Annotated in this window: 17 protein-coding genes and 1 pseudogene; 10 read left to right on the forward strand and 8 right to left on the reverse strand. The window is 64.4% G+C overall.

Annotated elements, in window-relative coordinates; all coding sequences use genetic code 11:
• Nucleotides 1-63: 63 nt before the first annotated feature.
• Nucleotides 64-219 (forward strand): annotated as a pseudogene (locus CZ674_RS13900) (HNH endonuclease signature motif containing protein); the annotation flags it as partial.
• Between the two features lie 213 nt (nt 220-432).
• On the opposite strand, the gene CZ674_RS01925 reads toward CZ674_RS13900, so the two are convergent.
• Entirely contained in the window at nt 433-1,962 is a 1,530-nt protein-coding gene (locus tag CZ674_RS01925) for a SulP family inorganic anion transporter (protein ID WP_086990730.1), read from the reverse strand.
• A 58-nt stretch (nt 1,963-2,020) separates the two neighbouring features.
• Complete coding sequence (locus CZ674_RS01930) at nt 2,021-2,464, reverse strand: hypothetical protein (protein WP_086990732.1); 444 nt, start codon at nt 2,462-2,464, stop codon at nt 2,021-2,023.
• A 52-nt stretch (nt 2,465-2,516) separates the two neighbouring features.
• Here CZ674_RS01930 and CZ674_RS01935 point away from each other — a divergent pair, with 52 nt between their 5' ends.
• On the forward strand, nt 2,517-2,903 hold the full coding sequence (locus CZ674_RS01935) for a VOC family protein (protein ID WP_086990735.1): 387 nt from the start codon (nt 2,517-2,519) through the stop codon (nt 2,901-2,903).
• A 65-nt stretch (nt 2,904-2,968) separates the two neighbouring features.
• Nucleotides 2,969-3,742 (forward strand): SGNH/GDSL hydrolase family protein, encoded by a 774-nt coding sequence (locus CZ674_RS01940; RefSeq protein ID WP_143244593.1) that lies wholly within the window; start codon nt 2,969-2,971, stop codon nt 3,740-3,742.
• 4 nt (nt 3,743-3,746) lie between these two features.
• Here CZ674_RS01940 and CZ674_RS01945 read toward each other — a convergent pair whose 3' ends face one another.
• Nucleotides 3,747-4,337 carry a 1-acyl-sn-glycerol-3-phosphate acyltransferase gene (locus tag CZ674_RS01945; protein WP_086990870.1) on the reverse strand — a complete coding sequence of 197 codons (591 nt, stop codon included), beginning with the start codon at nt 4,335-4,337 and terminating at the stop codon, nt 3,747-3,749.
• Between the two features lie 81 nt (nt 4,338-4,418).
• On the opposite strand from CZ674_RS01945, the gene CZ674_RS01950 reads away from it, so the two are divergent.
• The 3 genes from CZ674_RS01950 (at nt 4,419) to CZ674_RS01960 (ending at nt 8,557) form a co-directional block, all read left to right on the forward strand.
• A complete protein-coding gene (locus CZ674_RS01950) occupies nt 4,419-5,177 on the forward strand; it encodes a MerR family transcriptional regulator (RefSeq protein WP_086990740.1) in 759 nt (252 codons plus the stop codon).
• An 80-nt stretch (nt 5,178-5,257) separates the two neighbouring features.
• The gene (locus CZ674_RS01955; RefSeq protein WP_086990742.1) at nt 5,258-5,929 is read left to right on the forward strand and encodes a TetR/AcrR family transcriptional regulator; all 672 of its coding nucleotides are present in this window, start codon (nt 5,258-5,260) and stop codon (nt 5,927-5,929) included.
• Between the two features lie 24 nt (nt 5,930-5,953).
• Nucleotides 5,954-8,557, forward strand: coding sequence for an MMPL family transporter (locus CZ674_RS01960; RefSeq protein ID WP_086990744.1), 2,604 nt, complete (start codon nt 5,954-5,956; stop codon nt 8,555-8,557).
• Between the two features lie 54 nt (nt 8,558-8,611).
• Here CZ674_RS01960 and CZ674_RS01965 read toward each other — a convergent pair whose 3' ends face one another.
• Nucleotides 8,612-9,460 (reverse strand): aldo/keto reductase, encoded by an 849-nt coding sequence (locus CZ674_RS01965; RefSeq protein ID WP_086990746.1) that lies wholly within the window; start codon nt 9,458-9,460, stop codon nt 8,612-8,614.
• Nucleotides 9,461-9,469: 9 nt separating this feature from the next.
• A complete protein-coding gene (locus CZ674_RS01970) occupies nt 9,470-10,675 on the reverse strand; it encodes a DUF418 domain-containing protein (RefSeq protein WP_234988379.1) in 1,206 nt (401 codons plus the stop codon).
• A gap of 88 nt (nt 10,676-10,763) precedes the next feature.
• Here CZ674_RS01970 and CZ674_RS01975 point away from each other — a divergent pair, with 88 nt between their 5' ends.
• Nucleotides 10,764-14,879, forward strand: a complete 4,116-nt coding sequence (locus tag CZ674_RS01975) for a hypothetical protein (RefSeq protein WP_086990748.1) — start codon at nt 10,764-10,766, stop codon at nt 14,877-14,879.
• Nucleotides 14,880-14,942: 63 nt separating this feature from the next.
• Here the strand turns inward: CZ674_RS01975 and CZ674_RS01980 are convergent, their stop codons facing one another.
• Nucleotides 14,943-16,994, reverse strand: a complete 2,052-nt coding sequence (locus tag CZ674_RS01980; RefSeq protein ID WP_234988380.1) for an acyl-CoA dehydrogenase family protein — start codon at nt 16,992-16,994, stop codon at nt 14,943-14,945.
• A 161-nt stretch (nt 16,995-17,155) separates the two neighbouring features.
• On the opposite strand from CZ674_RS01980, the gene CZ674_RS01985 reads away from it, so the two are divergent.
• Both CZ674_RS01985 and CZ674_RS01990 read left to right on the forward strand, forming a co-directional pair.
• The gene (locus tag CZ674_RS01985) at nt 17,156-18,151 is read left to right on the forward strand and encodes an EamA family transporter (RefSeq protein ID WP_159456865.1); all 996 of its coding nucleotides are present in this window, start codon (nt 17,156-17,158) and stop codon (nt 18,149-18,151) included.
• Complete coding sequence (locus CZ674_RS01990; RefSeq protein ID WP_086990754.1) at nt 18,148-18,558, forward strand: hypothetical protein; 411 nt, start codon at nt 18,148-18,150, stop codon at nt 18,556-18,558. Before CZ674_RS01985 ends, CZ674_RS01990 begins: the two co-directional genes overlap by 4 nt.
• A 54-nt stretch (nt 18,559-18,612) precedes the next feature.
• Here the strand turns inward: CZ674_RS01990 and CZ674_RS01995 are convergent, their stop codons facing one another.
• Together CZ674_RS01995 and CZ674_RS02000 are read right to left on the reverse strand one after the other, a co-directional pair.
• Nucleotides 18,613-19,662, reverse strand: coding sequence for a lipoate--protein ligase family protein (locus CZ674_RS01995; protein ID WP_086990756.1), 1,050 nt, complete (start codon nt 19,660-19,662; stop codon nt 18,613-18,615).
• A 62-nt stretch (nt 19,663-19,724) separates the two neighbouring features.
• The gene (locus CZ674_RS02000; RefSeq protein ID WP_143244594.1) at nt 19,725-20,603 is read right to left on the reverse strand and encodes an alpha/beta fold hydrolase; all 879 of its coding nucleotides are present in this window, start codon (nt 20,601-20,603) and stop codon (nt 19,725-19,727) included.
• A 162-nt stretch (nt 20,604-20,765) separates the two neighbouring features.
• On the opposite strand from CZ674_RS02000, the gene CZ674_RS02005 reads away from it, so the two are divergent.
• Entirely contained in the window at nt 20,766-21,959 is a 1,194-nt protein-coding gene (locus CZ674_RS02005) for a polysaccharide pyruvyl transferase family protein (protein ID WP_086990760.1), read from the forward strand.
• The last annotated feature ends 47 nt before the right edge of the window (nt 21,960-22,006 follow it).

Genomic DNA, 22,006 nt, shown 5'->3' on the forward strand with positions numbered 1-22,006 from the left:
CAATTGAATACGCAAAAATGAACAAGCAACTGTCCGCCTAACTAGGGCAAGTCCAAAGCACACCACATCAAACACTGGTCACACGGAGGCACAACCGACCTCGACAACGGCATCAACCTCTGCAATTTTCATCATCACCAAGTCCATCTCGAGCACCTGAAACTGACCCGCGACTCCCGAACCCAGAAATGGAAAGCAACCAGGAACATCCGAAGATGATGCCCGCGCTGCAGTGCATTGCTTCACGCATTCGCCCCGCGACCGCTTCACAGTGCTGGATGGCCCGGGAGCTCTGTCTGCAGACTTCAGCGCCGGCGGGTTCAGCCCCCTGCCGCACCCACCACGCCATGCATGTGCTCGGCAACAGAATCTGGGGCCTCATCTCTGAAGCGTGCGGCGAGGACTACGAGTTCAACTGCGCCCTTGACCTCATCAGCCGTCAGCCCCGAGGTTGCCGCTGAGGCGTCCGTGCAGGGCGGAAGCCGTGGGATTCAGACCCTCGATCCGCACGTCCTTCTCAAAGCGGCCGTATTTGGTGACCACCGCATCCAGCGCCGCGACAGTCGAGGCATCCCACACATGCGACGCACTCATGTCGATGACCACCCGGTCGGGGTCATCGGTGTACCCGAACTGCGTCGTCAGATCATTGCTCGACGCAAAGAACAGCTCGCCGTCGACCGCATAGTGCGCAACCGCATCCTCGCCCACACCCTTCACAGTGCGCTTCACGGTCACGAAGTGCGCAACCCGGCGAGCGAACATCACCATCGCAGTGATGACGCCGAGCCCCACGCCGATTGCGAGATTGTCAGTCCACACCGTGGCAATCACCGTGATCAGCATCACGGCAGTCTCGCTCTTCGGCATGCGACGCAGCGTGCTGGGCTTGATGCTGTGCCAGTCGAAGGTGCCGACAGACACGATGATCATGACCGCCACCAGAGCAGCCATCGGAATCACCGCAACGATGTCGCCCAGCACCAGAACGAGCACCAGCAGAAACGCACCCGCCAAGAACGTCGAGATGCGAGTGCGCGCACCCGACACCTTCACGTTGATCATCGTCTGGCCGATCATCGCGCAGCCGCCCATGCCGCCGAATGCTCCCGAGAGCACGTTCGCAACACCCAGGCCGAACGCCTCACGCGTCTTGCGCGAATGCGTGTCGGTGATGTCATCGACGAGCTTCGCCGTCATGAGCGACTCGAGCAGACCGACGGCAGCCATGCCGAGGGCAAACGGAGCAATGATCTGCAGCGTCTCGAGCGTGAACGGAACATTCGGAATGAACAGCCCCGGCAGCGTCTCGGGCAGCTCGCCCTGGTCCCCGACTGTCGGCACCGTCCACCCGAACGCGACAACGGCAGCAGTCAGCAGCACAATCGCAATCAGCGGCGCGGGAACCGCCTTCGTCAGCTTCGGAAACAGCACGATCACCAGCAGCCCGACAGCGACGAGCGGATACACGAGCCACGGAACACCGATCAGCTGCGGCACCTGCGACACAAAGATCAGAATCGCGAGCGCATTCACAAACCCGACCATGACCGACCGGGGAATGAAGCGCATCAGCTTCGCGACACCGAGCAGCGCAAAGACGATCTGCAGCAGTCCGGCAAGCAGAACCGTGGCGATCAGGTAATCCATGCCGTATTCGCGCACGAGCGGCGCAATCACGAGCGCCACAGCCCCCGTGGCAGCAGTGATCATCGCAGGACGGCCGCCGAGAAACGCAATCGAGACTGCCATCACGAACGACGAGAACAGCCCCACACGAGGGTCGACCCCGGCAATGATCGAGAACGCAATCGCCTCGGGAATCAGCGCAAGAGCCACGACGAGCCCCGCCAGCACTTCACGACTCAGCAGCCGCGGGCTGCGCAGAGCCTGCAGCACCGTCGGCTCGATCCGATACCGAGAGGGTCTCAAGGGCGCGGATGCGGGAGTCGGCTGAGTCATGGGGCCTCCGTGGCTGAGTCGGCGCCAGACAGGGCGCCCCATAGACTCTACGCGAGCATCAGCTGGCGACCGCCTTGCGAACGAGCGCGCGCAACTGCTGCTCCACCGCATCCGTCACTTCGAGAACGGCATACGAGATCGGCCACCACTCGCCGTCGTCGACATTCGCCTTCTCGCTGAAGTTCACAGTCGCGTACCGTGTGCCGAACTTCGCAGCGGGTTGCACAAACAGCACGACCTCGCCATCGGAAGCATACGACGGGAATCCGTACCAGGTCTTCGGCTCGAGGTCGGGCGCCTCTTCGCTCACGATCACATGAAAGCGCTCGGCAACCTGCCGGTCAGACCCTGCAAGCTCTGCGATCGCATCGAGGCACGCCTGAAACTCGCGCTGACGCTTGGCGACACCCTTCACACCCTTCATCGACTTGAGCTCTTCAGCGGGCTGCTGCATCGCAGCACGCTCTGCGTCGCTGAAACCTGACTTCGTGTCCTTGGTCATGACAGCCCCCTTTTGCTATGCAACGATCGTGGCACAGGCGTACCCTGTTCGCATGAGCACTTCACTGAAGACTCAGCAGGTTGTATTCGCACTCGACTGTCCCGACGCCCGAGCGCTCGCAGACTTCTACGCTCGACTGCTCGGCTGGCAGATCGGGCCGGCCAGCGAAGACTGGGTGAACGTCGTCCCGCCCGAAGGCACGACAGCCGGCTTCCACATCGCATGCCAGCAGATCGACGACTACCGGGCACCCGAGTGGCCGACCGGCAGCACACCCCAGCAGGCGCACATGGACTTCTACGTCAATTCGATCGCAGAAGCCGAGCCGCTGGCAATCGCCAGCGGGGCCATCAAGCACACGGTGCAGCCGAGCGACGACGGGCAGTTCGCCGTGTTCACCGACCCTGCCGGCCATCCGTTCTGCCTCTGTGAGCACTGACTCTTGAGCCCCATGAGAATTGGTTTGCCCGCCAATGCTTTGAAGAGTCATGCAATAATCAGCCAGTGAAATCCTTGCTGCACAGGGACGCCCTCATGCCGTGGGCACGTTCAGGCGGCCTCGCAATTCTGCTGATCATCACCGTTGTCGCCTGGGCACTGCTGTTTCGGTCGCACAGCATCGCCCCGGAAGCCACGCACACACCGGCGCCGAGCATCCAGCCACCTTCGTCATCGCCGACCGAAGCAGCTGCCGACAGCAGACCGTCGTCAGACACCGACGAAGACTTGCCGGTCGCAGTGTTCGTCGGCGCCTCATACGCAACCGGTGCCGGCGCAACATTCCCCGAGAGCCGCTGGACAGCCTTGCTCGCAGAGCAGCAGGGCTGGGATGAAGTCAACCTCGCTCAGGGAGGCACTGGCTACCTCGCCTCCCCAGTCGTCGACGGCGCCGAGCGTCTTGCATACGGCGACCTTGTCGACCAGATCATCGCTGCTGAACCTGACGTCGTCGTGATCTCCGGCGGCCGTGACGACGTGGGCGAGCCTCCCTTCGAGATCCAGCAGGCCGCGACAAGCTTGTTCGGACAGCTGACGCAAGCGCTGCCGAACGCCCAGATCTTCGTTGTGAACCCCTGGTGGGACGCCACCGAGCAGCCGATCGGACTCGCTGAAGTGGCAGGAGCCGTCGAGGCAGCAGCGTCGCAGACTGGCGTCACCTACATCGACACTGGGCAGCCCCTGTCTGACCCGGCTCTGCTCTCTGAGAACATCGTCGACCCCAACGACCAGGGCCACCTCGCTCTCGCAGAAGCGGTCGCTCAGGCCATCTCGGGTTAGCAGCTCAGAACTTCAGAGCGCTCTCGTCGCGCATGCGCGGTTCGGTGCGGTATTCCGGTCGCACACCCGTCTTGTCTGCGTAGAACTCCCGAATGCGATCCATGTCCGATGACACATCGCCAGTCAGTCGGATGGTCGGTCCGAGTCCCGCAGACTTCGTGCTGCCGTCTGCGAAGCCGAGGGTGACCGGCAGGTCTGCCCCCATCGCAATGCGGTAGAAGCCGCTTCGCCACCCCTTGCCGCTTCGCGTGCCCTCAGGCGTCACGACCAGCAGGAACCGCGCATCCTCCCGTGCCCGCTCGACGACCTCTTCAACAACCCCCGCTGCATTCTTGCGGTCGACGGGAATGCCGCCGAGTCCGCGCATGATCGGGCCCGCAATGCCTTTGAACAGCTCTTTCTTGCCGAGCCAGTGGATGTTCATGCGAGCGTCCCAGGCGATGCCGAGCATCAGCACGAAGTCGAAGTTCGACGTGTGCGGTGCACCGAGCAGAATGCGCGGCCCCTCGACCGGCTTGTCTTCGCGAACGAGCTTCCATGGCGACAGCTTCCAGAATGCGCTGGCAACGCCCTTGCGAACACGTACGAGGATCATGTCCACACTGTACTGGCCCGAACTTGGACGCAGGAGCCACAGGCTTGCGCTTGACGCGGCGTCAACCTGTAGACCTGAATCATGACACACACGCAATGGACGATTCAGGAGGTCGCACAGGCCACCGGCATCTCGTCGCGCACCCTCAGGCACTACGACCAGACCGGGTTGCTGGAGCCGACCGACACGATCGCCGGCGGGATGCGCACCTACGACCAGCGCGCCCTGCTGCGCCTGCAGCGCATCCTGCTGCTCCGTGACACCGGAATGCGTCTCACGACCATTGCCGACGTGCTCGACGGCAGCACCGATGACGCCGAGGCGCTGCGCGAACACCGCACGCACCTCGTGCGGGAGCGCACCCGCGTCGACGACCAGCTGGCCGCAGTCGACGCAACCATCAAGGCCATAGAAAAAGGAGACACAATCATGCCGAACCAGATGTTCGACGGATTCGACCACACGAAGTACGACGCCGAAGTGCGAGAGCGCTGGGGCGGCGAGGCAGCAGACCGCAGCGACAGTTGGTGGAGCGACCTGGGAACGGATGGGCAGCACGACTTCCGCAAGCAGCTCGACGAGCTCAACGCTCAGTGGGATGCCGTGATCACCGAAGGGGTCGACCCCGCGTCAGACCGGGCGCAAGAGGTTGCGAAGCGGCACGTCGGCTGGATGACAGCATCATGGCAGGGCCAGCAGCTCGAAGCCGACATGCTCAAGGGCATCTCACAGATGTACGTCGACGACGAGCGATTTGCCGCCAACTACAACCGAGTCTCGCCCGAAGGACCTGCGTTCGTGCGCGACGCTCTGCACGTCTACGCCGATCGCAACATATAGACGGGCCCTGTGACACGTCCTGTCGACACGCCGGGAGTCTCAGATTGCACTGAGTGCATCGTTGCACTTAGTATACCCAAGTGACCGCTGAGACTCCCGCACCCGATCGCCGCCTGGCGCAGAAGCAGCGCACCCGCGAGCAGATCCTGGCCGCGGCTGCCGCACTCATTGAGGGCGATCTCCCCGGCCGGTTCTCGGTCGACGAGCTCGTCGAGCAGGCCGATGTCTCGCGCCGCACGATCTTCAACCACTTCGAGTCGCTCGACGAGATTCTGATCCACGTGGGCGTCGAGCGGCTCTTTGTCTTCAGCGACGCACTCGAGACCTCGCTCGCCAACGCAGCCGAGCCGCTCGATCGCAGCGCAGTGCTGGCGATCTTCGCAGACGTGCTCGACACCGACGTGCTTCCAGAAGTCATCGCCTACTTCATGAGCACAATGGGCATGAAGCCGAGCTACACGGCACACTCCCACCAGCTCTTCCACGGAGCCTTCACACACATGAGCGAAGAGATCGTCGAGCAGATCGTCAGCGCAAGCGACGTGCTCGACCGCTTCGACGCCGACCTCATCATCGCCACAGTCATCGCAGGAATGGAGACCGTCGCAAAGCACTGGCTCAACGCAGAGCCCCTGCTGCACACCGACGGCGCTTCGATCACACCCGAATCGCGCATCCGGTTTCACGCGCTGTTCGCTCGCCTCGCCGCCACCTGGCGCGCAGGCGAACCTCCTCACTTGCACGAACACTGACTCCATTCAAGAGAAAGAGACACTGTGGCAGAACTGCTCTACAAGCTCGGCCGCTTCTCCGCGAAGCGCGCCTGGGTTGTCATCGCCTCATGGCTGATCCTGCTCGGACTGGGCGTGGGTGCATTCCTCGCATTCGGCGGAACACTCGTATCGACGGTGAACATTCCCGGCACCGAGACGTCGAAGGTCACCGACAAGCTGGCAGAAGAGATTCCAGACACATCGGGAGCCACCGGCTCGATCGTCTTCCAGACCGAAGACGGCAGCGAGTTCACGCAGGAGCAGAGGGATGCGCTCGGCACGCTGCTGGCAGACGTTGAAGAACTCGACGGGGTCGAGCAGGGCATCGACCCGTTCGACACGCAGGCGCAGCTCGAAGACCAGCGCACACAGCTTGAAGACGGTCGCGGCGAGCTCGCCGACGCCCGCGAACAGCTCGACAGCGGTCGCGAAGAGCTCGAAAGCGGTCAGGAGCAGCTCGACGACGCACGCCAGCAGCTCGAAGACGGACAATCCCAGCTCGACGATGCGAAAGCTCAGGCTGAGGCCGCCGGCATCGACCCCGCGATGGTGCCTGAACTCGCAGCTCAGCAGGAGCAGCTCGACCAGGGGCTCGCTGAGCTCGAGTCGCAGCAGGAGCAACTTGACCAGGGCCTCAAGGAGATCGAAGACGGCGAAGCCGACTACGAGACAGGACTGCAGCAGCTCGAAGACGGCAGCGCACTGCTCGACCTCGCCTCCGAGATCCGTCAGGTATCTGAAGACGGATCCACAGCAGTCGGCTCGGTCATGTTCACCGACTCGCTCTTTGACATCACTCCCGAGACCAAGGAACCCGTTGTCGAGATGATCGAGAACGGTCTTCCCGAGGGCGTCACCGCTGAGTTCTCGAACGAGCTCACGATGGCGATCCCTGAAATCCTCGGTCCGGGTGAGGCAGTCGGCGTGGTCATCGCCCTCATCGCCCTGCTGGTGCTGATGCGCGCGATCCTCCCCGCAGTGGTGCCCATCCTCTCGGCAATCGTCGGAGTCGGCATCGGCACGACCGCAGCGCTCGCACTCTCTGGAACCATCGAGATGATGTCGGTCACACCGGTGCTCGGCGTCATGCTTGGGCTGGCAGTAGGCATCGACTACTCGCTGTTCATCATCAACCGCCACCGAAAGCAGCTGAAGGACGGCTACGACCTGCACGAGTCGATCGGCCTCGCCAACGGCACTTCGGGCAACGCAGTCGTCTTCGCCGGTGCGACCGTTCTGGTGGCATTGCTTGCCCTCAACGTGTCAGGCATCGGGTTCCTCGGCCTGATGGGCAACGTCGGCGCACTCTGCGTCGCAGTGGCCGTGCTCATCGCAATCACCCTCACCCCGGCCATCATGGGACTGATCGGGATTCGCGCACTCAGCCGCAAGGAGCGTCGCGCAGTCGAGGCGGGCACCATCGAACGCGTGTCGTCGGCTTCGGTGAAGCCGATGCGCACCGGCCGCGCCGTGCTCACAGGCGTGCTCAGCGTCATCCTACTGCTGGTCATCGCGATCCCAGCGCTCTCCATGCGCCTCGGTATGCCCACTGGCGCAGCCGAGCCCGCAGACTCGACGCAGTACAAGGCGTACACGGCAATTGACGAGAACTTCGGCGCCGGCATGAACGGCACGCTGTTGGTCGTGGCCGATACCCATGAAGCGGTGAGCGACGACGACCTGGTATCGCAGCAACTCGAGATCGCGCAGCAGCTCGGCGACCTCGACGACGTGCGCGCAGTCGCACCGATCGCCACCAACGACGACCAGTCGGTCATCGCCTTCCAGGTGATTCCTGAAGAGGGGCCGTCGGCAGAGTCGACCGAGCAGCTCGTGCACACGCTGCGAGACATGTCGCCGCTCGACGGTGACATCGAGATCGGCGTCGCTGGCACAGCAAGCGGCAACATCGATGTGTCAGAGAAGCTGGCGGATGCGCTTCCCGGCTACCTGGCACTGGTCGTGGGGCTCTCGTTCGTGATCATGGTGTTCGTGTTCCGCTCGCTGCTGGTGCCGCTGACTGCGACGATCGGATTCATCTTGTCGCTGTTCGCATCGTTCGGCGCCATCACCGCGATTTATCAGTGGGGCTGGCTGGCGGATCTGTTCGGGGTGCACGCTCCTGGCCCGGTGCTGAGCTTCCTGCCGACGATCCTCATCGGTATCCTCTTCGGACTCGCGATGGACTACCAGCTGTTCGTCGCATCCGGAATGCGTGAGGCGTACGCCCACGGCAACGACGCACGCAAGTCGGTGCAGCTGGGCTTGCGCAACGGACGCGCTGTCGTGATCACCGCGGCGATCATCATGATCTCGGTCTTCGGCGCGTTCATCTTCAGCGATGCGTCGATGATCAAGCCCATGGGCTTCGGTCTCGCGGTCGGTGTGCTGTTCGACGCCTTCGTGGTGCGACTGCTGCTGATTCCGGCGGTCATGCACCTGCTGGGCAAGTCAGCCTGGTGGATTCCGAAGTGGCTCGACCGCATCCTGCCGAACGTCGACGTCGAGGGAGCAAAGCTCGAGCTGCGCCACCCCGGCACCGGTCCGGTCGAGACTGTGGATTCTGAGGATGGCGAGAAGGCAGACACAGCCGACGCGAAGAGTTGACCGGCTGCAACTCCAAAAGGAGTTCAGCAGGACGACGGATGCGCTGTGCGGGTTCTAGAACTCCTCGTGCGTCGCCGGGTCCCACTCGGGATGCACGGGCTTTGCCAGCGTGGCGACGCTCGCGAAGTCCTGCTCGGTCAGGTCGAAGCCGAACACATCGAGGTTCTGCTTCTGTCGTTCAGGGCTGCTCGACCGGGGGATCGGCAGGATGCCCTGCTGGGTGTGCCAGCGCAGCATCGCCTGTCCGAAGCTGACGCCGTGCTCTTCGGCGATGACGCCGAACACCTGGCGAGTGTCGTCACCCAGGCCGTGCAGACCGCCGATAGGACTCCACGCCTGGGTGAGCACACCCATCCGCTCGTGCTCTGCACGCCATTCGTCGCGCGGCAGATCGGGTGAGACCTGAATCTGGTTGAGAGCAGGCGTCACGCCTGTCTCGTCGATGACCCGCTGCAGGTGCTCGGGCATGAAGTTCGACGTGCCGACCGACCGCAGCTGGCCATCAGCCCTGGCGTCGATCATGGCCCTGAACGACTCGACGTACTTGTCGATGCGCGGCAGCGGCCAGTGGATCACGTAGAGGTCGATCTGCTCGAGGCCGAGGCGCTCGAGCGACCCTTCGATCGAGCGCCTTGTCTCGTCGTAGCCGTGATCGCGACCGGGCAGCTTCGTCTGCAGCGTGATCTCGTCGCGGCGCACGGCACCCGACTGCACGGCATCGCGAATCGCGCGGCCGACAGGCTCTTCGTTGTCGTAGCGCATCGCGGTGTCGAACAGGCGATAGCCCATCGCGATCGCACTGGTCACCGCGTTGTACGCATCGTCGCCGAGCAATTCGGCAGTGCCGAAGCCGACAGCGGGAATCTCGAAGTCGTCGTTGAGTCGATATACGGGAATGCTCATGCCGCCAGGCTATCTGGCAGCAGCATCCGTCCGCTGTCGCCCGTACGTCAGTCTGCGCAACAGCACCTCAGCCGGGCCGCGAGCGCCGCGCGACTCGAGCAGCACTGCCAGCAGCACCGAGACGATCCAGACGAGCACTGCGATCCCGAGCGCCCCTGCAGTGCCAACCGAGCCTCCCAGCCCGAACCCCCACGCCGAGAACAGCGGCGCGAACACCAGCGACTGCAGCAGGTAGAAGGTTAGCGACCGCTTGCCGACCGCAGCGATCCAAAGCGCGACAGCAGGCGGCGCACTCTGCCAGCGGGCCGCGATCAGCCCAAACAGCGCGACATAGCCGAGCGCTCCGGCTGCCCCGAGCACGAAGTCGACACCAGAGAACGCCCACGAAGGCAGCCCAAACACCCCAAGATGCGTCAGCGCCGTCGGCATGCCGCCGAGCAGCCCGACAGGGATGCCGACTACGGCGACGCGCGTCAGCAGACGACGATGACGGGCAGGGTCGTCGAGCACACCGTGACGCGCAGCCAGCCAGCCGAGCAGAATGCAGAGCGGAACAGCACTGAAGAAGCCCTGCACGACTCCGATCGACGCCCACATCATGAGCCTGCCGCCGATGCTCGCGAGGTAGCTCTCTGTCGCAACCGTGAGATCGCGTGAGACGTCCGCAGACTCGAGTGCTCCGGTCGGCATGAATACCGCAGCGGCAATCCCGCCAACCAGACTGAAGACCGCAAACAGCGCCATGAGACCGGCCAGCACCCACACGCAGATCGTCAGCGTGCGATCGGTGCGATCGAAGAATATGCCGACCAGCACGAGTCCAACCAGTCCGTACGCGCCGACGATGTCACCCATGAACAGCAGCGCAGCGTGGGGCAAGCCGAACGCTAGCAGCATCGCCCAGTGACGACGTCGCAGCATCCGCCGCACTTCGCGATACTCAATGCCGCGCGCAATCCTCGAGCGTGTGAACTGCACCATGCCGTAGCCGAAGAGAAACGCGAAGAGCGGATACGCCCTTCCGTCGACAGCGATCATCATGAAGGCTTGCAGCGCCCGGTCGAGCGCCGTGCCATCCAGCGGATGCGCGCCGGCCATGCCGAAGTCGCGTCCGTACAGAAACCAAGACACGTTGGCCATCGCGATGAGCAGCAGCATGAACCCGCGAGCGAGATCAGGCGCAAAGGCACGGGCGACGGGTGCAGGAGTGTTCATCACGAGTTCACGTCCCTCGGAGGGTCTCGACATCTCAACAGAGAATGCTTGGGTCGTCCCATATTCTGCCCCATCAGGAGGATCCACCGTGCTTGCATCCGCATCCAAGTGGCGTCGTACAGCGCAGGTCGCGCTGGCCGGTGCCTTGGCTGTCGGTCTGGCCGCACCGCTGACTGGCATGGCATCGACGGGCGCAGCAGCGCTCACACCGACGCCCGCCCTCGACGTGCCGACCGACCAGACATCGCTCGTTCTCAACTACTTCAACGACTTCACGCTCAACAACGTGCGCGACGCCGACGACCCCATCCCCACAAGCACTCGCGTCTACGTGCAGGATGCAGAAGGCACGCTCTGGAACACCGCAGCAGGCTCGAACGAGCTGGTCGTGTTTCCCGACATGGCACCCGGCGAAGCCAAGATCCTCTACTCGGGCGGCGCAGTCTCGGGCAAGGTCGCAACCGATGCCGACGGCAACCGCCTCGCGGTCGAGGCAGGTCCAGGCCAGGTCGAGACCCACAAGATCGACGAGGAGACCGGCGAGGTCGTCGTCAGCAACCTGAACCTGACGGGCAACTACTACACCGCATCGGTCACCCTCGCAGAGGGCCAGGTCACCGAGCACCAGGCCGCCGTCTCGACCACCAAGAGCCAGGCGACCGTCTCGATCGTCGACGCTGAGGGCACCGTCATCGACGCCGACCCGAGCATTGACTTCTCGTTCACCAACGGCGCCGCAGAGCTTGCAGCCGAGCGCTGGGCCAACAACTCCCCCGGTCGCTACAACGCGGTCGACGCATCGGGCAGCGCCTCAGGCATCTCAGCACCTGCCCTGACCGTGCATGCACCCGAGGGGTACGCGATCCACTCGGCCACCGCATCCGCCGGCAACACGCAGCTGCCCGTCACGACTGACGGCACATCGGCAACCGTGCAGGCGGCAGACCTGCCCCGTCGCACCGGCACGATCGCCTGGACGGTCGCGTTCACCGAGCAAACTGAGCCGGTCGCCTCGACCGAGCTCAACGTTCGATACTGGGCCGACCGCGTCGTCGACGGTGTCTACGACACCTCGGTCACCGACGAGTCCGGGCGCACGGACGAACTGCCCGCCACGAGCGGAATCGTCTACGTCATCGACGCAGACGGCGAGTACTGGAGCACCACGGCAGGCGAAGACGGCCTGCTCTCGTTCCCCGGTATCGCAGCCGGCGAGGCGAAGGTGCTCATGGGTGTGAGCAACGAGCAGATGACGGTGCAGGACGCCGCGTCTGACCGCAACCTGCCTGTGACCCGCGAGCATTACACACACCCCGTGACCTACATCGACCCCGCGACGGGCGAGCACCGCGAGTCGCGCGTTGGCGGACAGCTGCTGTTCGAGGGCACCGCATTCGTGGCCGAAGAGGCCGTTGAGGGCGAGACCGCTGACTTCCGCACGAGCCTCGTGCGCACCAACGCCGAGATCACGCTCGACGGCGAGGCTGTCGGCAGCGACTACGCATCGGTCGAGTTCGCGAACAACGACGAGTGGTTCGCAACCGGCATCGGCGGCAACGGCACCTACATCTACCCGCTGCACGGCACTGACGATAGCCGCGCTCAGTCGCTCGGCGCCCACACAGTGAGCGTGAAGGTCGAGGCAGCCGAGGGCTATCGAGTCGATTCGGTCACCCCGGCCAACGGCGGCGATGAGATGACCGTCACAGAGGCCAACGGCGTCTACACGGTGCAGACGACTGAGCTGACGACAAGCTTCGACATCATCAAGTGGAACATCGTCATCGCAGAGCAGCCCGCAGGCGCCGAGGCGACCGTGCAGTTCTGGAACGACCGCGTCGTCGACGGCGTCTTCGACACCTCGGTCACCGACGAAGACGGACGCACGGATGCGCCCAGCACCGGATACGTCTACCTGCAGGATGCAGACGGCAAGTGGTGGAGCACCACCGCTGACGACAACGGCGAGTTCGGCTTCGCAGGCATCGCCGAGGGCGAGGCACGCGTGTTCTTCACACTGTCGAACGACCGCGGCACCGTGCAGAACGCCGACGACCAGCACCTGGCTCGCACCACCGAGCCTCGTGGGACGACCGGCGTGACGTACATCAGCCCGTCGACCGGCGTGCTCATCGAGAACACCCGCATCCCCCAGTCGGGCACCTTCTTCGAGGGCACCGTGACGGCTGGCGCAGATGCTGATGCATTCGAGTTCCGCAGCGCGATGGTCATGACCAACGCAACCGTGACTGTCGACGGCGAGACGGCCGACGCCGACCTCGCTGAGGTGTCGTTCTTCAACAACGGCGACGCATTCGAAGCTGTTCGCAACAGCAGGGGACTGCACTACCCGAAGCAGAGTGCCTCAGAGACGGCACAGCAGGCATTCGGCGCCCACGACTTCGGCCTCTCGGTCGCAGTCGCCGAAGGCTACGAAGTCGTCTCGATCACCGCATCCGACCGTGACGACGCCGTTGCATTCACCGAGGCAGACGGCACCTACACGGTGTCGACGACCGACCTCGGCTCGAACTTCGACGTCGTGCGCTGGAACATCGAGATCGCACCCGTGCCGCCGGTCACCGAACTGACCGTGCAGTACTGGAACGACCGCGTCGTCGACGGCGTCTTCGGTGAGGGCGACCGCCTGAACGACTCGGGCTACGTCTACCTGCAGGATGCAGACGGACAGTGGTTCAGCACGAGCGCCGACGAGAACGGCCAGTTCACGTTCACCGGCGCAGCCGAGGGCGAGGCGAAGGTGTTCTTCACCCTGGCCAACACCCGCGGCACCGTCCAGAACGCTGACGACCAGCACCTCGCACGCACGACCGAGCACGGCGGACAGCCCGTGACCTACGTCGACCCCGCAACGGGCGAGACGACGGATGCGCGCATCCCGTCGTCCACTCCCCTGCTGCAGGGCACGGCCACAGTGTCAGAGGCTGGCGTCGAGACCGACGTCGAGCAGTTCCGCTCGACGATGATCCACACCAACGCCACCGTGTCGGTCGACGGCGAGACTGCGGCTCCCGATGCTGCACAGCTCGTGTTCGCCAACAACGGCGACGTCTTCGAGACCGCATCGAACGCATCCGGCACTCAGTACCCCGTGCACCCCGGTTCGTCGAGCCAGCAGGCATTCGGCGCACACGCGTTCAGCCTGACGGTCACACCGGCCGCCGGGTACGAGATTGCATCGGTCACTGCCACCAGCAGCGGCAAGCCGGTCGACCTCGCCGCGTCGGGCAGCACCTACAACGTGCAGACCGAGCCCCTCGGCTCGAGCTTCGCCGTGGTGAGCTGGTCGGTCGAGCTGGTCGAGATCCAGACCGAGGCAAGCGTCGAGTTCTGGAGCGACCGCGTCGTCGACGGCGTCTACGACACTTCGGTTCGCGACGTCTACGGATACACGGATGCGCACAACACCGGATACGTCTACCTGCGTGATGCAGACGGCAGCTGGTTCAGCACCACGCTGAACGCAGACGGCCTGCACACCTTCACCGGTGTCGCTGCAGGACCGGCGGATGTGTTCTTCACGGTTCCCGGCGGCGGCGCAACCGTGCAGGGTGCTGACGACCAGCACCTGCCGACGACTCGCGAGCACCGCGGCCAGACCGATGTGACCTACATCGATCCGGTCACGGGCGAGCAGACGCCCGGCGGCGTGATCCCCGCGATCGACCTGTACGCAGGAGCCATCACCGTGGCCGAGGCCGGCGAGAGCTCGGCTGCAGCCGAGTTCCGCAGCTCGACGGTCGAGGTGATCGCCGAGATCACGGGCAAGGGTCGCGGCAAGGCGAGCGTCGCCTTCTTCAACAACGACGAGGTCTTCGCAGCCGAGCGCGGCAAGGGCCAGGTCTTCACTCCCGTGAGCGACAGCGGTGACGCCGTCTTCGGCGCCCACACCGTCGGCATCGCGGTGCAGGTGAAGAAGGGCCACGAGGTCTCGTCGGTCACTGCCGTCAACGCAGGCGTGGGCGTCGAGGTCACCGACCTCGGCAATGGCGTCTACGCAGTGCAGACCGCCGACCTGAACTCGAGCTTCGACAGCGTCGAGTTCGAGGTCGAGATCGACAAGCAGCGCTCTGGCGGCTTCTTCGGCTGGATCGGCGGTCTCTTCGAGACCGTCACAGGCTGGCTCGGAGACTTCTTCGGTGACCTGGGCGACTGGCTCGGCCAGTTCTTCGGACGCCGCTGACTCGTCAGCGCATGACAGAAGGGGGAGCGAATCATCGCTCCCCCTTCTTCACGCCCCGGGGCTTCAGCTGGCGGCAGCCACTTCCTTGGCACGCGCCTTCTCCTCGGCCTTGGCCTTGGCACGCAGCTCCTTCTCGGTGACCGGAAGATCGCCCGATTCGCGCAGCTCGCTGTAGTGCGCCATCGCCTCGGCCTGACGCTTTCCTTCGGCCTGCGTTGCGATCGGAGCCCGCAGGATGTCGTCGCCGTAGCCAAACGCGTCGACCAGGTCTTCTGCGTGCGGACGGATGCGCTGCAGCAGGCGTTCGATGGTCGAGGTGACCGCCTTCGCACGCTGACCCGAGAGCAGCCCGTTCGCCTGGTACCAGCCGGAGTGCGACTCGATCATGGTCATCGCGAACAGGTCGCGAACGTAGGTCATGATCTTGCGCGTCGCCTCAGGCATGCGCTCGAGAGCAGCGTTGAAGGCGTTCAGCTGCTGCAGCTCAGCCCATGCGCGAGCAACCTCGAGCAGCTGGTTCTGCTCGTCATTGAACATCGCAGCGGCCTTGGCCTTGTCATCGCGCGGCGCCTTGCGCAGGCGTCCGGCGATGTCAGCGACCATAACCTCGATGCGATCCTCGAAGAGCTCGGTCTGCCACTTGGTGTTGCGCAGCTCACGAGCAGCCCTGGCAGGGTTCCCCATGTCATGCATGTCCTGGCGCACGACATGCAGACCGACCTGCGCCGCAGCACGTCCGGCAAACTCCTTGGCTGCGAACTGTGCCAGCGAAGCGGCAGAAGCACCCTTGAACTGCTTCGAGAAGTCGCCCAGCAGGCGCTTGCCGACAAGCTGCAGCAGCACCGTGTTGTCGCCCTCGAAGGTCGTGTAGATGTCGAGATCCTCGTACCAGGAGCCGAACCGGTTCTCGCCCATGTAGCCAGCGCCGCCACAGGCTTCGCGAGCCTCCTGCAGCGTGTCGAGCCCATGCCATGTCGACAGCGACTTCAGACCGGCGGCGAGCGTCTCGAGATCCTCGCGGCTCTCAGGCGTGTCTTCCGCACCCGAGAAGACACCGTCGAACTTGCGCAGCAGCACCTCGTGCGAATAGCTCATCGCATAGGTCTTCGCGAGACGCGTGAACAGACGACGCTGGTGGCTGCGGTAATCGAGCAGCAGCTCTTCCTTCTCGTCGCTCGACTGGTTGAACTGGCGACGCTGCAGCGCATAGCGGATGGCGATCGACAGCGCCGCCTTCGACGCCACGACAGCAGAGCCGTCGAGCGAGACGCGACCCTGCACGAGCGTGCCGAGCATCGTGAAGAAGCGACGGCCGGGGCTGTCGATGGTGCTCGAGTATGTTCCGTCGGCGTCGACAGCGCCGTAGCGGTTCAGGAGGTCGTGGCGCGGGATGCGCACGTTCGTGAACGTGAAGCCTCCGTTGTCGATGCCGTTCAGGCCGTTCTTGAAGCCGTCGTCGTGTGCGACGATGCCGTCGAGCAGCTCGCCCTCCGGCGTGCGCACGGGCACGTAGAAGGCGTGCACACCGTGGTTGACGCCCTGGGTGATGAGCTGCGCGAAGACGACAGCGGCCTGACCGTGCAGGGCTGCGTTTCCGAGGAACTCCTTCTTCGCACCCGGGTACGGCGTGTGGATGACGAACTCCTGCGCATCCGCGTCGTACGTCGCAGTGGTGCCGATGGCCGCAACGTCAGAGCCGTGGCCCTTCTCAGTCATGGCGAACGCGCCGGGGATCTTGAAGCTCGCGACATCGGGCAGCAGGCGCTCGTGGTGGTCAGCGGTGCCGAGGTGCAGGATCGCCGCACCGAAGAGGCCGTACTGCACGCCCGCTTTGATCTGCAGGCTCGGGTCTGCGAGGAAGAGCTCTGCGAACGCGGCGATATTGCCGCCGTGGTTGCTGTCTCCGCCTGCCGACTCCGGGAACGCTGCGCGCACCGCACCGTCGGCGGCGAGCTCGTGCATCTGACCCATGACGCGGTCTCGGTGGTCTTCCATCGTCTGGTTGAGGATGCGCTGGTATTTCGGGTCGGCTGCCTTCGCTCGGCCTCCCAGACGTTCATCAGCCCACTTGCCCAGCAAGTCACGGCCGAGCCATTCAACATCTATACGCGACACTTCGCCTCCATCATCGATGTCTTCAGGCTATGCGGGCTTTGGCCAGCGCGACAGAACGTTGTCACACGGCACAACGCCCGCGAAGACGCCTCTTGCACTCCTTGTGCGACCTGCACAACTCGGAGCGTGCGAGACAGTGGCGAACACACCAGAATGGAGTCATGAAGCCACGCACCAGCATGCTGATCGGAGTCGGCCTCGTGCTGATCTCGGTCTGCTGCGTGCAGCTGGGCTCTGTGGTCGGAAAGTCGACGTTCGACAGAGCCGACCCGGCATCCGTCACCTTCGGCCGCCTCGCGATCGCAGCCGCTGTGCTGCTGCTCGTCGCGCGGCCGAACCTGCTGGCGTTCAGAGGCCGCACCTGGGCGTGGATGCTGCTGCTCGGAGCCACGATGGCCGGCATGAACTTCACGTTCTATCTCGCCATCGAGCGCATCCCGGTCGGGGTCGCGGTCACGATCGAGCTGATCGGCCCGCTGACCGTCTCGCTCGTGCAGTCGAAGCGCTTCAGGGAGCTGATCTGGGTGCTCATCGCACTGCTCGGCATCGTCCTGATCGGGCTGCAATCGTTTCGCGGGGTCATCGATCCCGTCGGCATCCTGCTGGCTGCCTTCGCGGGCGTCTGCTGGGGCGCCTACATCATCGCGTCGAAGCAGGTCGGCCAGCGCGTCGCCGGTTTGAAGGGCCTGGCCATCGCGCTGATGGTCAGCGCCATAGTCGTGCTGCCGTTCGCGATCGTGCCGTTCGTTCGCGACGTGTCGGCCGATCCGACGGTGCTGCTGCCGATGGGCCTCATCGCACTGCTGTCAAGCCTGCTCGCCTATGGCGTCGAGCTCGTGGCGCTTCGGCGCATCCCGACGCGCGTGTTCGGCGTCATGATGGCACTCGAGCCCGCTGTCGCCGCAGCATTCGCAGTTCTGCTGCTGCATGAGGCGGTCGGCGGACTCGAGATCGTGGCGATCGCTCTGGTCATGATCGCCTCCGCAGGAGTCGCATACACTGCTGCACCGAAGGCGGACCCGATCGTCACGGGAACCTTCGGTACCATCGTGCCGGCCCACGAATCGTTTGATGTAGCAACCTGCCCGATCGACATCATCGAGCAGTTCGACGATGACGATCCGCAGAACATTGACCCGAACGACGAGCTGACATGACCTACGACCGAGATGACGAGCGTCGCGCGCACATCGAGCGGGTTCGCCGAGGCGAACTGCGTGCCCCCGCGCAGGTTCCGCTTCCCGAACGCGTCGCCCCCGAGGCCGAGGACGAATCCTCCAGGCCAGAGGCCGACATGTCACGCCGCCCCTGGGCCGCCGTCGCCGGATCGCTCGCGCTCGCCGTCTTGGCGTGCATCCCGCACTGGGTCGCCATCTTCGTGGCAGTCGCCGTAGCGTGTGTCGGCGTGCCGATCGCGTGGGGATTCCGGCGCATCACCACCGGCCGCGAGCAGCGCATGTACATCGCCATCACGACGACGCTGCTGCTGACGCTCGCGCTTGCTGCAGCGTCGATCGTGATCTGGATGAACCTCGGGGTGCTGACAATTCCCACCCTCCCGTAATGTGCGAAAAACGCACCGGTTTGACAGTCAAACCGGTGCGTTTTTCGCACATTCCTAGGGGACGCGCTTGAGCCAGGCCTTCGTCGAGAACTTCGACTCGATCAGCTCGCGCATCTCGTCAAGCTCGCCGTCAGAGACCAGCTCGTCGCGGCCGCCGTACAGCTTGCGGAACGTCGCGATCAGCGATGCCTGGATGTCTTCGCGCGACATGCCCGTCTGCGTGCGCAGCGGGTCGACACGCTTGTCGGCGCTCGTGGTGCCCTTGTCGCTCATCTTCTCGCGGCCGACGCGCAGCACCTCGAGCATCTTCTTGGCGTCGATGTCGTACGACATGGTGGCGTGGTGCAGCACCGCGCCCGAGCCGAGACGCTTCTGCGCGGCCCCGCCGATCTTGCCCTGGGGTGACGTGATGTCATTGAGCGGTGCGTAGTGCGCATCGATGCCGAGTTCGCGAAGACCCTCGAGCACCCACGAGTCGAGGAACTCGTAGGAGTCCTGGAAGCTCATGCCCTGCACCAGCTCGCCCGGAACATACAGCGAGTACGTGATGACCTTGTCGGGCTCGGAGAACATGCCGCCGCCGCCAGTGATGCGGCGCACGACCTGCACGTCGTGTGCTTCAACGCCGCGCATGTCGACTTCGTTGCGGAACGACTGGAACGAGCCGATGTACAGGCCGGTCTTGTTGACGCGCCAGAATCGCAGCGTGGGCCCGCGGCGGCCCGCTGCGACCTCGTGGGTCAGCACTTCGTCGAGCGCGACGTTCTCGATCGGCTCGCGCGCGACGTCGTCAATGATCGTCCAGTCGTAGTCGGAGAACGAGCTCGCATGCTTCAGCCCGCGTCGAATCGCAACCCCCACTGACTCAGGCGTGAAGCCGAGCAGCTCGACCTCAGGCGGCAGCGCGGCACGAACGGCATCGCCGATGGCCGTTGCCGGAGTGGATGTGCTGAGCCCGTTGACGGCGTCGTTGATGGCCTGCAGCGCCTCGTCAGGCTCGAGAAAGAAGTCGCCTGCCAGCTGAAAGTTCGCGATCTTTCCGTCGATCTCTTCGAGATCGACGACAACGAGCTTCCCTCCGGGAACTTTGTACTCACCGTGCACAGTTCTGCCTCTCTTCTCGAAGACCCATGCGAGCCTCCATGCCTTTCAGAATACGCGGTGGGTCACACCTGCGACAGTCCGAGTCGATCTGTCAGCCACGTCTCGATGTACGCAAGCACCTCGACACGATTGGTCTCGTTCAGGATCTCGTGCCGTGCGCCCGGGAACACCTTGACCGTCACGTCGGTCAGGCCCGAGCGGTTTCGGTAGTCATCGCCGAGCTGCTGCAGCGAGCTCGGTTCGCCGATCGCGTCATCGGATCCGGATGCGATCAGCAGCGGCAGGTCTTGAGAAAGTTCTCGAGCGGGTCGCCCGAGCAGCTTGAGCGACTCGATGGGTCCGAGCAGCTTCAGCACAGTCACCTCGATCGTGAGAGGGTCAGCGAGCCAGGCTGCGACCATCTCCTCGTCGCGAGTGAGCCACTCGCCTCCTGTGGTGCCGAGGTGGGCGTGGCGCTTGTTGAGATCACCGGAGTTCATCCGGCCGAACCGCCGCCATGCTGTGCCGGTGAGCACCGCGGCGTCAGCGAGCTTTGCGTCATCGTTGATGAGCGTCTGGGCCGTGAGCGAACCCCACGAGTGAGCGATGATGCCGAGCGGCACATCGGGGTGCTCATCGCGCATCGATTCGAGCATCGTCTTGGCGTCGGCCACGACAGCGCGCTGACCGCCCGGCCCGACTCTGCCGAGACGACCGAAGTCTCCGCCCCACTGGCGCAGCCCTGTCGCTCCGTGTCCGCGCTGGTCGTAGGCGATGACTCGGTAGCCGTTGTGCACCAGGAACTGCGCCACGTGCTCGTAGCGCAGCGCATGCTCGCCGAAACCGTGCAACAGCAGCACCTGGCCCGCGAATCGACCGGGCTCCCACACGTACTTGTACAGCTCGGTGCCGTCGTTCGCGGTGACTGCAGTGTCTGAGCGAATCACTTCAAAGCTGGTCATCAGCACCCCCCTTCGCTCTCCAACATAGTGGCGCAGGAGTCAGTCGAGGGCGGCAAGCACGCGCAGGCCAGCGGCCTTTGCCCTGCCGATGTAGAGTTGCACGCAACGTGTACGCGGGCTCAGTGTTGCCCTTCAGATCGACATACTTTGCAGCGGGTGGATATGAGCAGCAGCGAGCAGACCGTACTGATCGTCGGCGGCGGCGGTGTTCCCAACTACGGAGACGAGCTCATTCTCGAGTCGTGGCTGCGCTGGTACACGCGCCAGTCTGGAGTGCCAACGCCTCGGGTTCGCATCGAGGGCGGCCACCACCGAGTGCTCTACTCGCTCTTCGGCGATCGCTACCCGGGCGTGAAGTTCTCGAGCCACGTGCGCCGAGCGCGAATCCGCCAGGACCCTGAGTTCTTCGACTCCGTTCGCCAGGGCTACGAGTTCCTCTCGCAGCCTGAGAACAGAGACCACCCTCTGGCGGGCATCATCAGCGGCCTCGAGGTCTACCACCTGCACGGCGGCGGATACCTCAACAACCGCTGGCCGACACACGGCTTCATGGTCGGACTCGGTCTCGCAGCCAAAGAGCTCACGGGGTGCCGGCTGGTGGCAACGGGCCTCGGCCTCGGCCCCCTCGAGGCGCCGGCATCCGACGACACGCTCTCGCGTCGCGCATTCGGCGAATTCGACCTGTTCGAGGTTCGCGACGACTGGTCCCACGAGTTCCTGCTGCAGAACGAGCTGCATGCGTCTCCCGCTCGCGGTCTCGACGACGTGTTCATGCAGCGCGTGCAGGCGCAGCCTTCATCGCACAAGACCCTGCATCTCTCGCTTCGGGCCGACGCAACCGGGCACGGCGTGGTCGATGCCCTGTCCGCCGGATTCGTCGGAGACTTCGACAGGCACGTGTTCTGGACGGGAACCAGCCGCGACCTGCTCGCATTCGAGCGCCTGTCGCAGCGCTTTCCGTTCTTCGAGCCGAGGGGCGTGAGCCAGCTCATGACCGGATTCCCGTCGGGGCCAGGGGACTACATGGTCACACAGCGGTTCCACCCGCACCTGATCGGCGCACGCGCCGGCATGCAGGGCATGTACTCCTCGGGCTCTGACTACTACGACGTCAAACACGGCTCTGTTGTGCAGCTGGGCTCGCCGTTCGTAGCGCTCGATCATGACCTGCTGCAGAAGCCTCGTGCCACAGGCGGGTCGAACGTGCTCGCCGAACGCGACGCCGCACTGGTCAACCAGAAGCGCTCCCTGGTCGCGGGGATCGCAGCCGCCGCTGCCACATCGACCCCTCGAGCCATCGCCCAGCGCACCGCCCGCCGAATCGGTCAGGTCGCTTCGCGCCTTCGACGGGAATAGTTTCGCCGCCCTCCCGTTATCTATTTCAGATTTGAAGCAAATGCGCT

This window comes from Agrococcus casei LMG 22410 (genome assembly GCF_900163565.1).
GTDB classification, from domain to species: domain Bacteria; phylum Actinomycetota; class Actinomycetes; order Actinomycetales; family Microbacteriaceae; genus Agrococcus; species Agrococcus casei.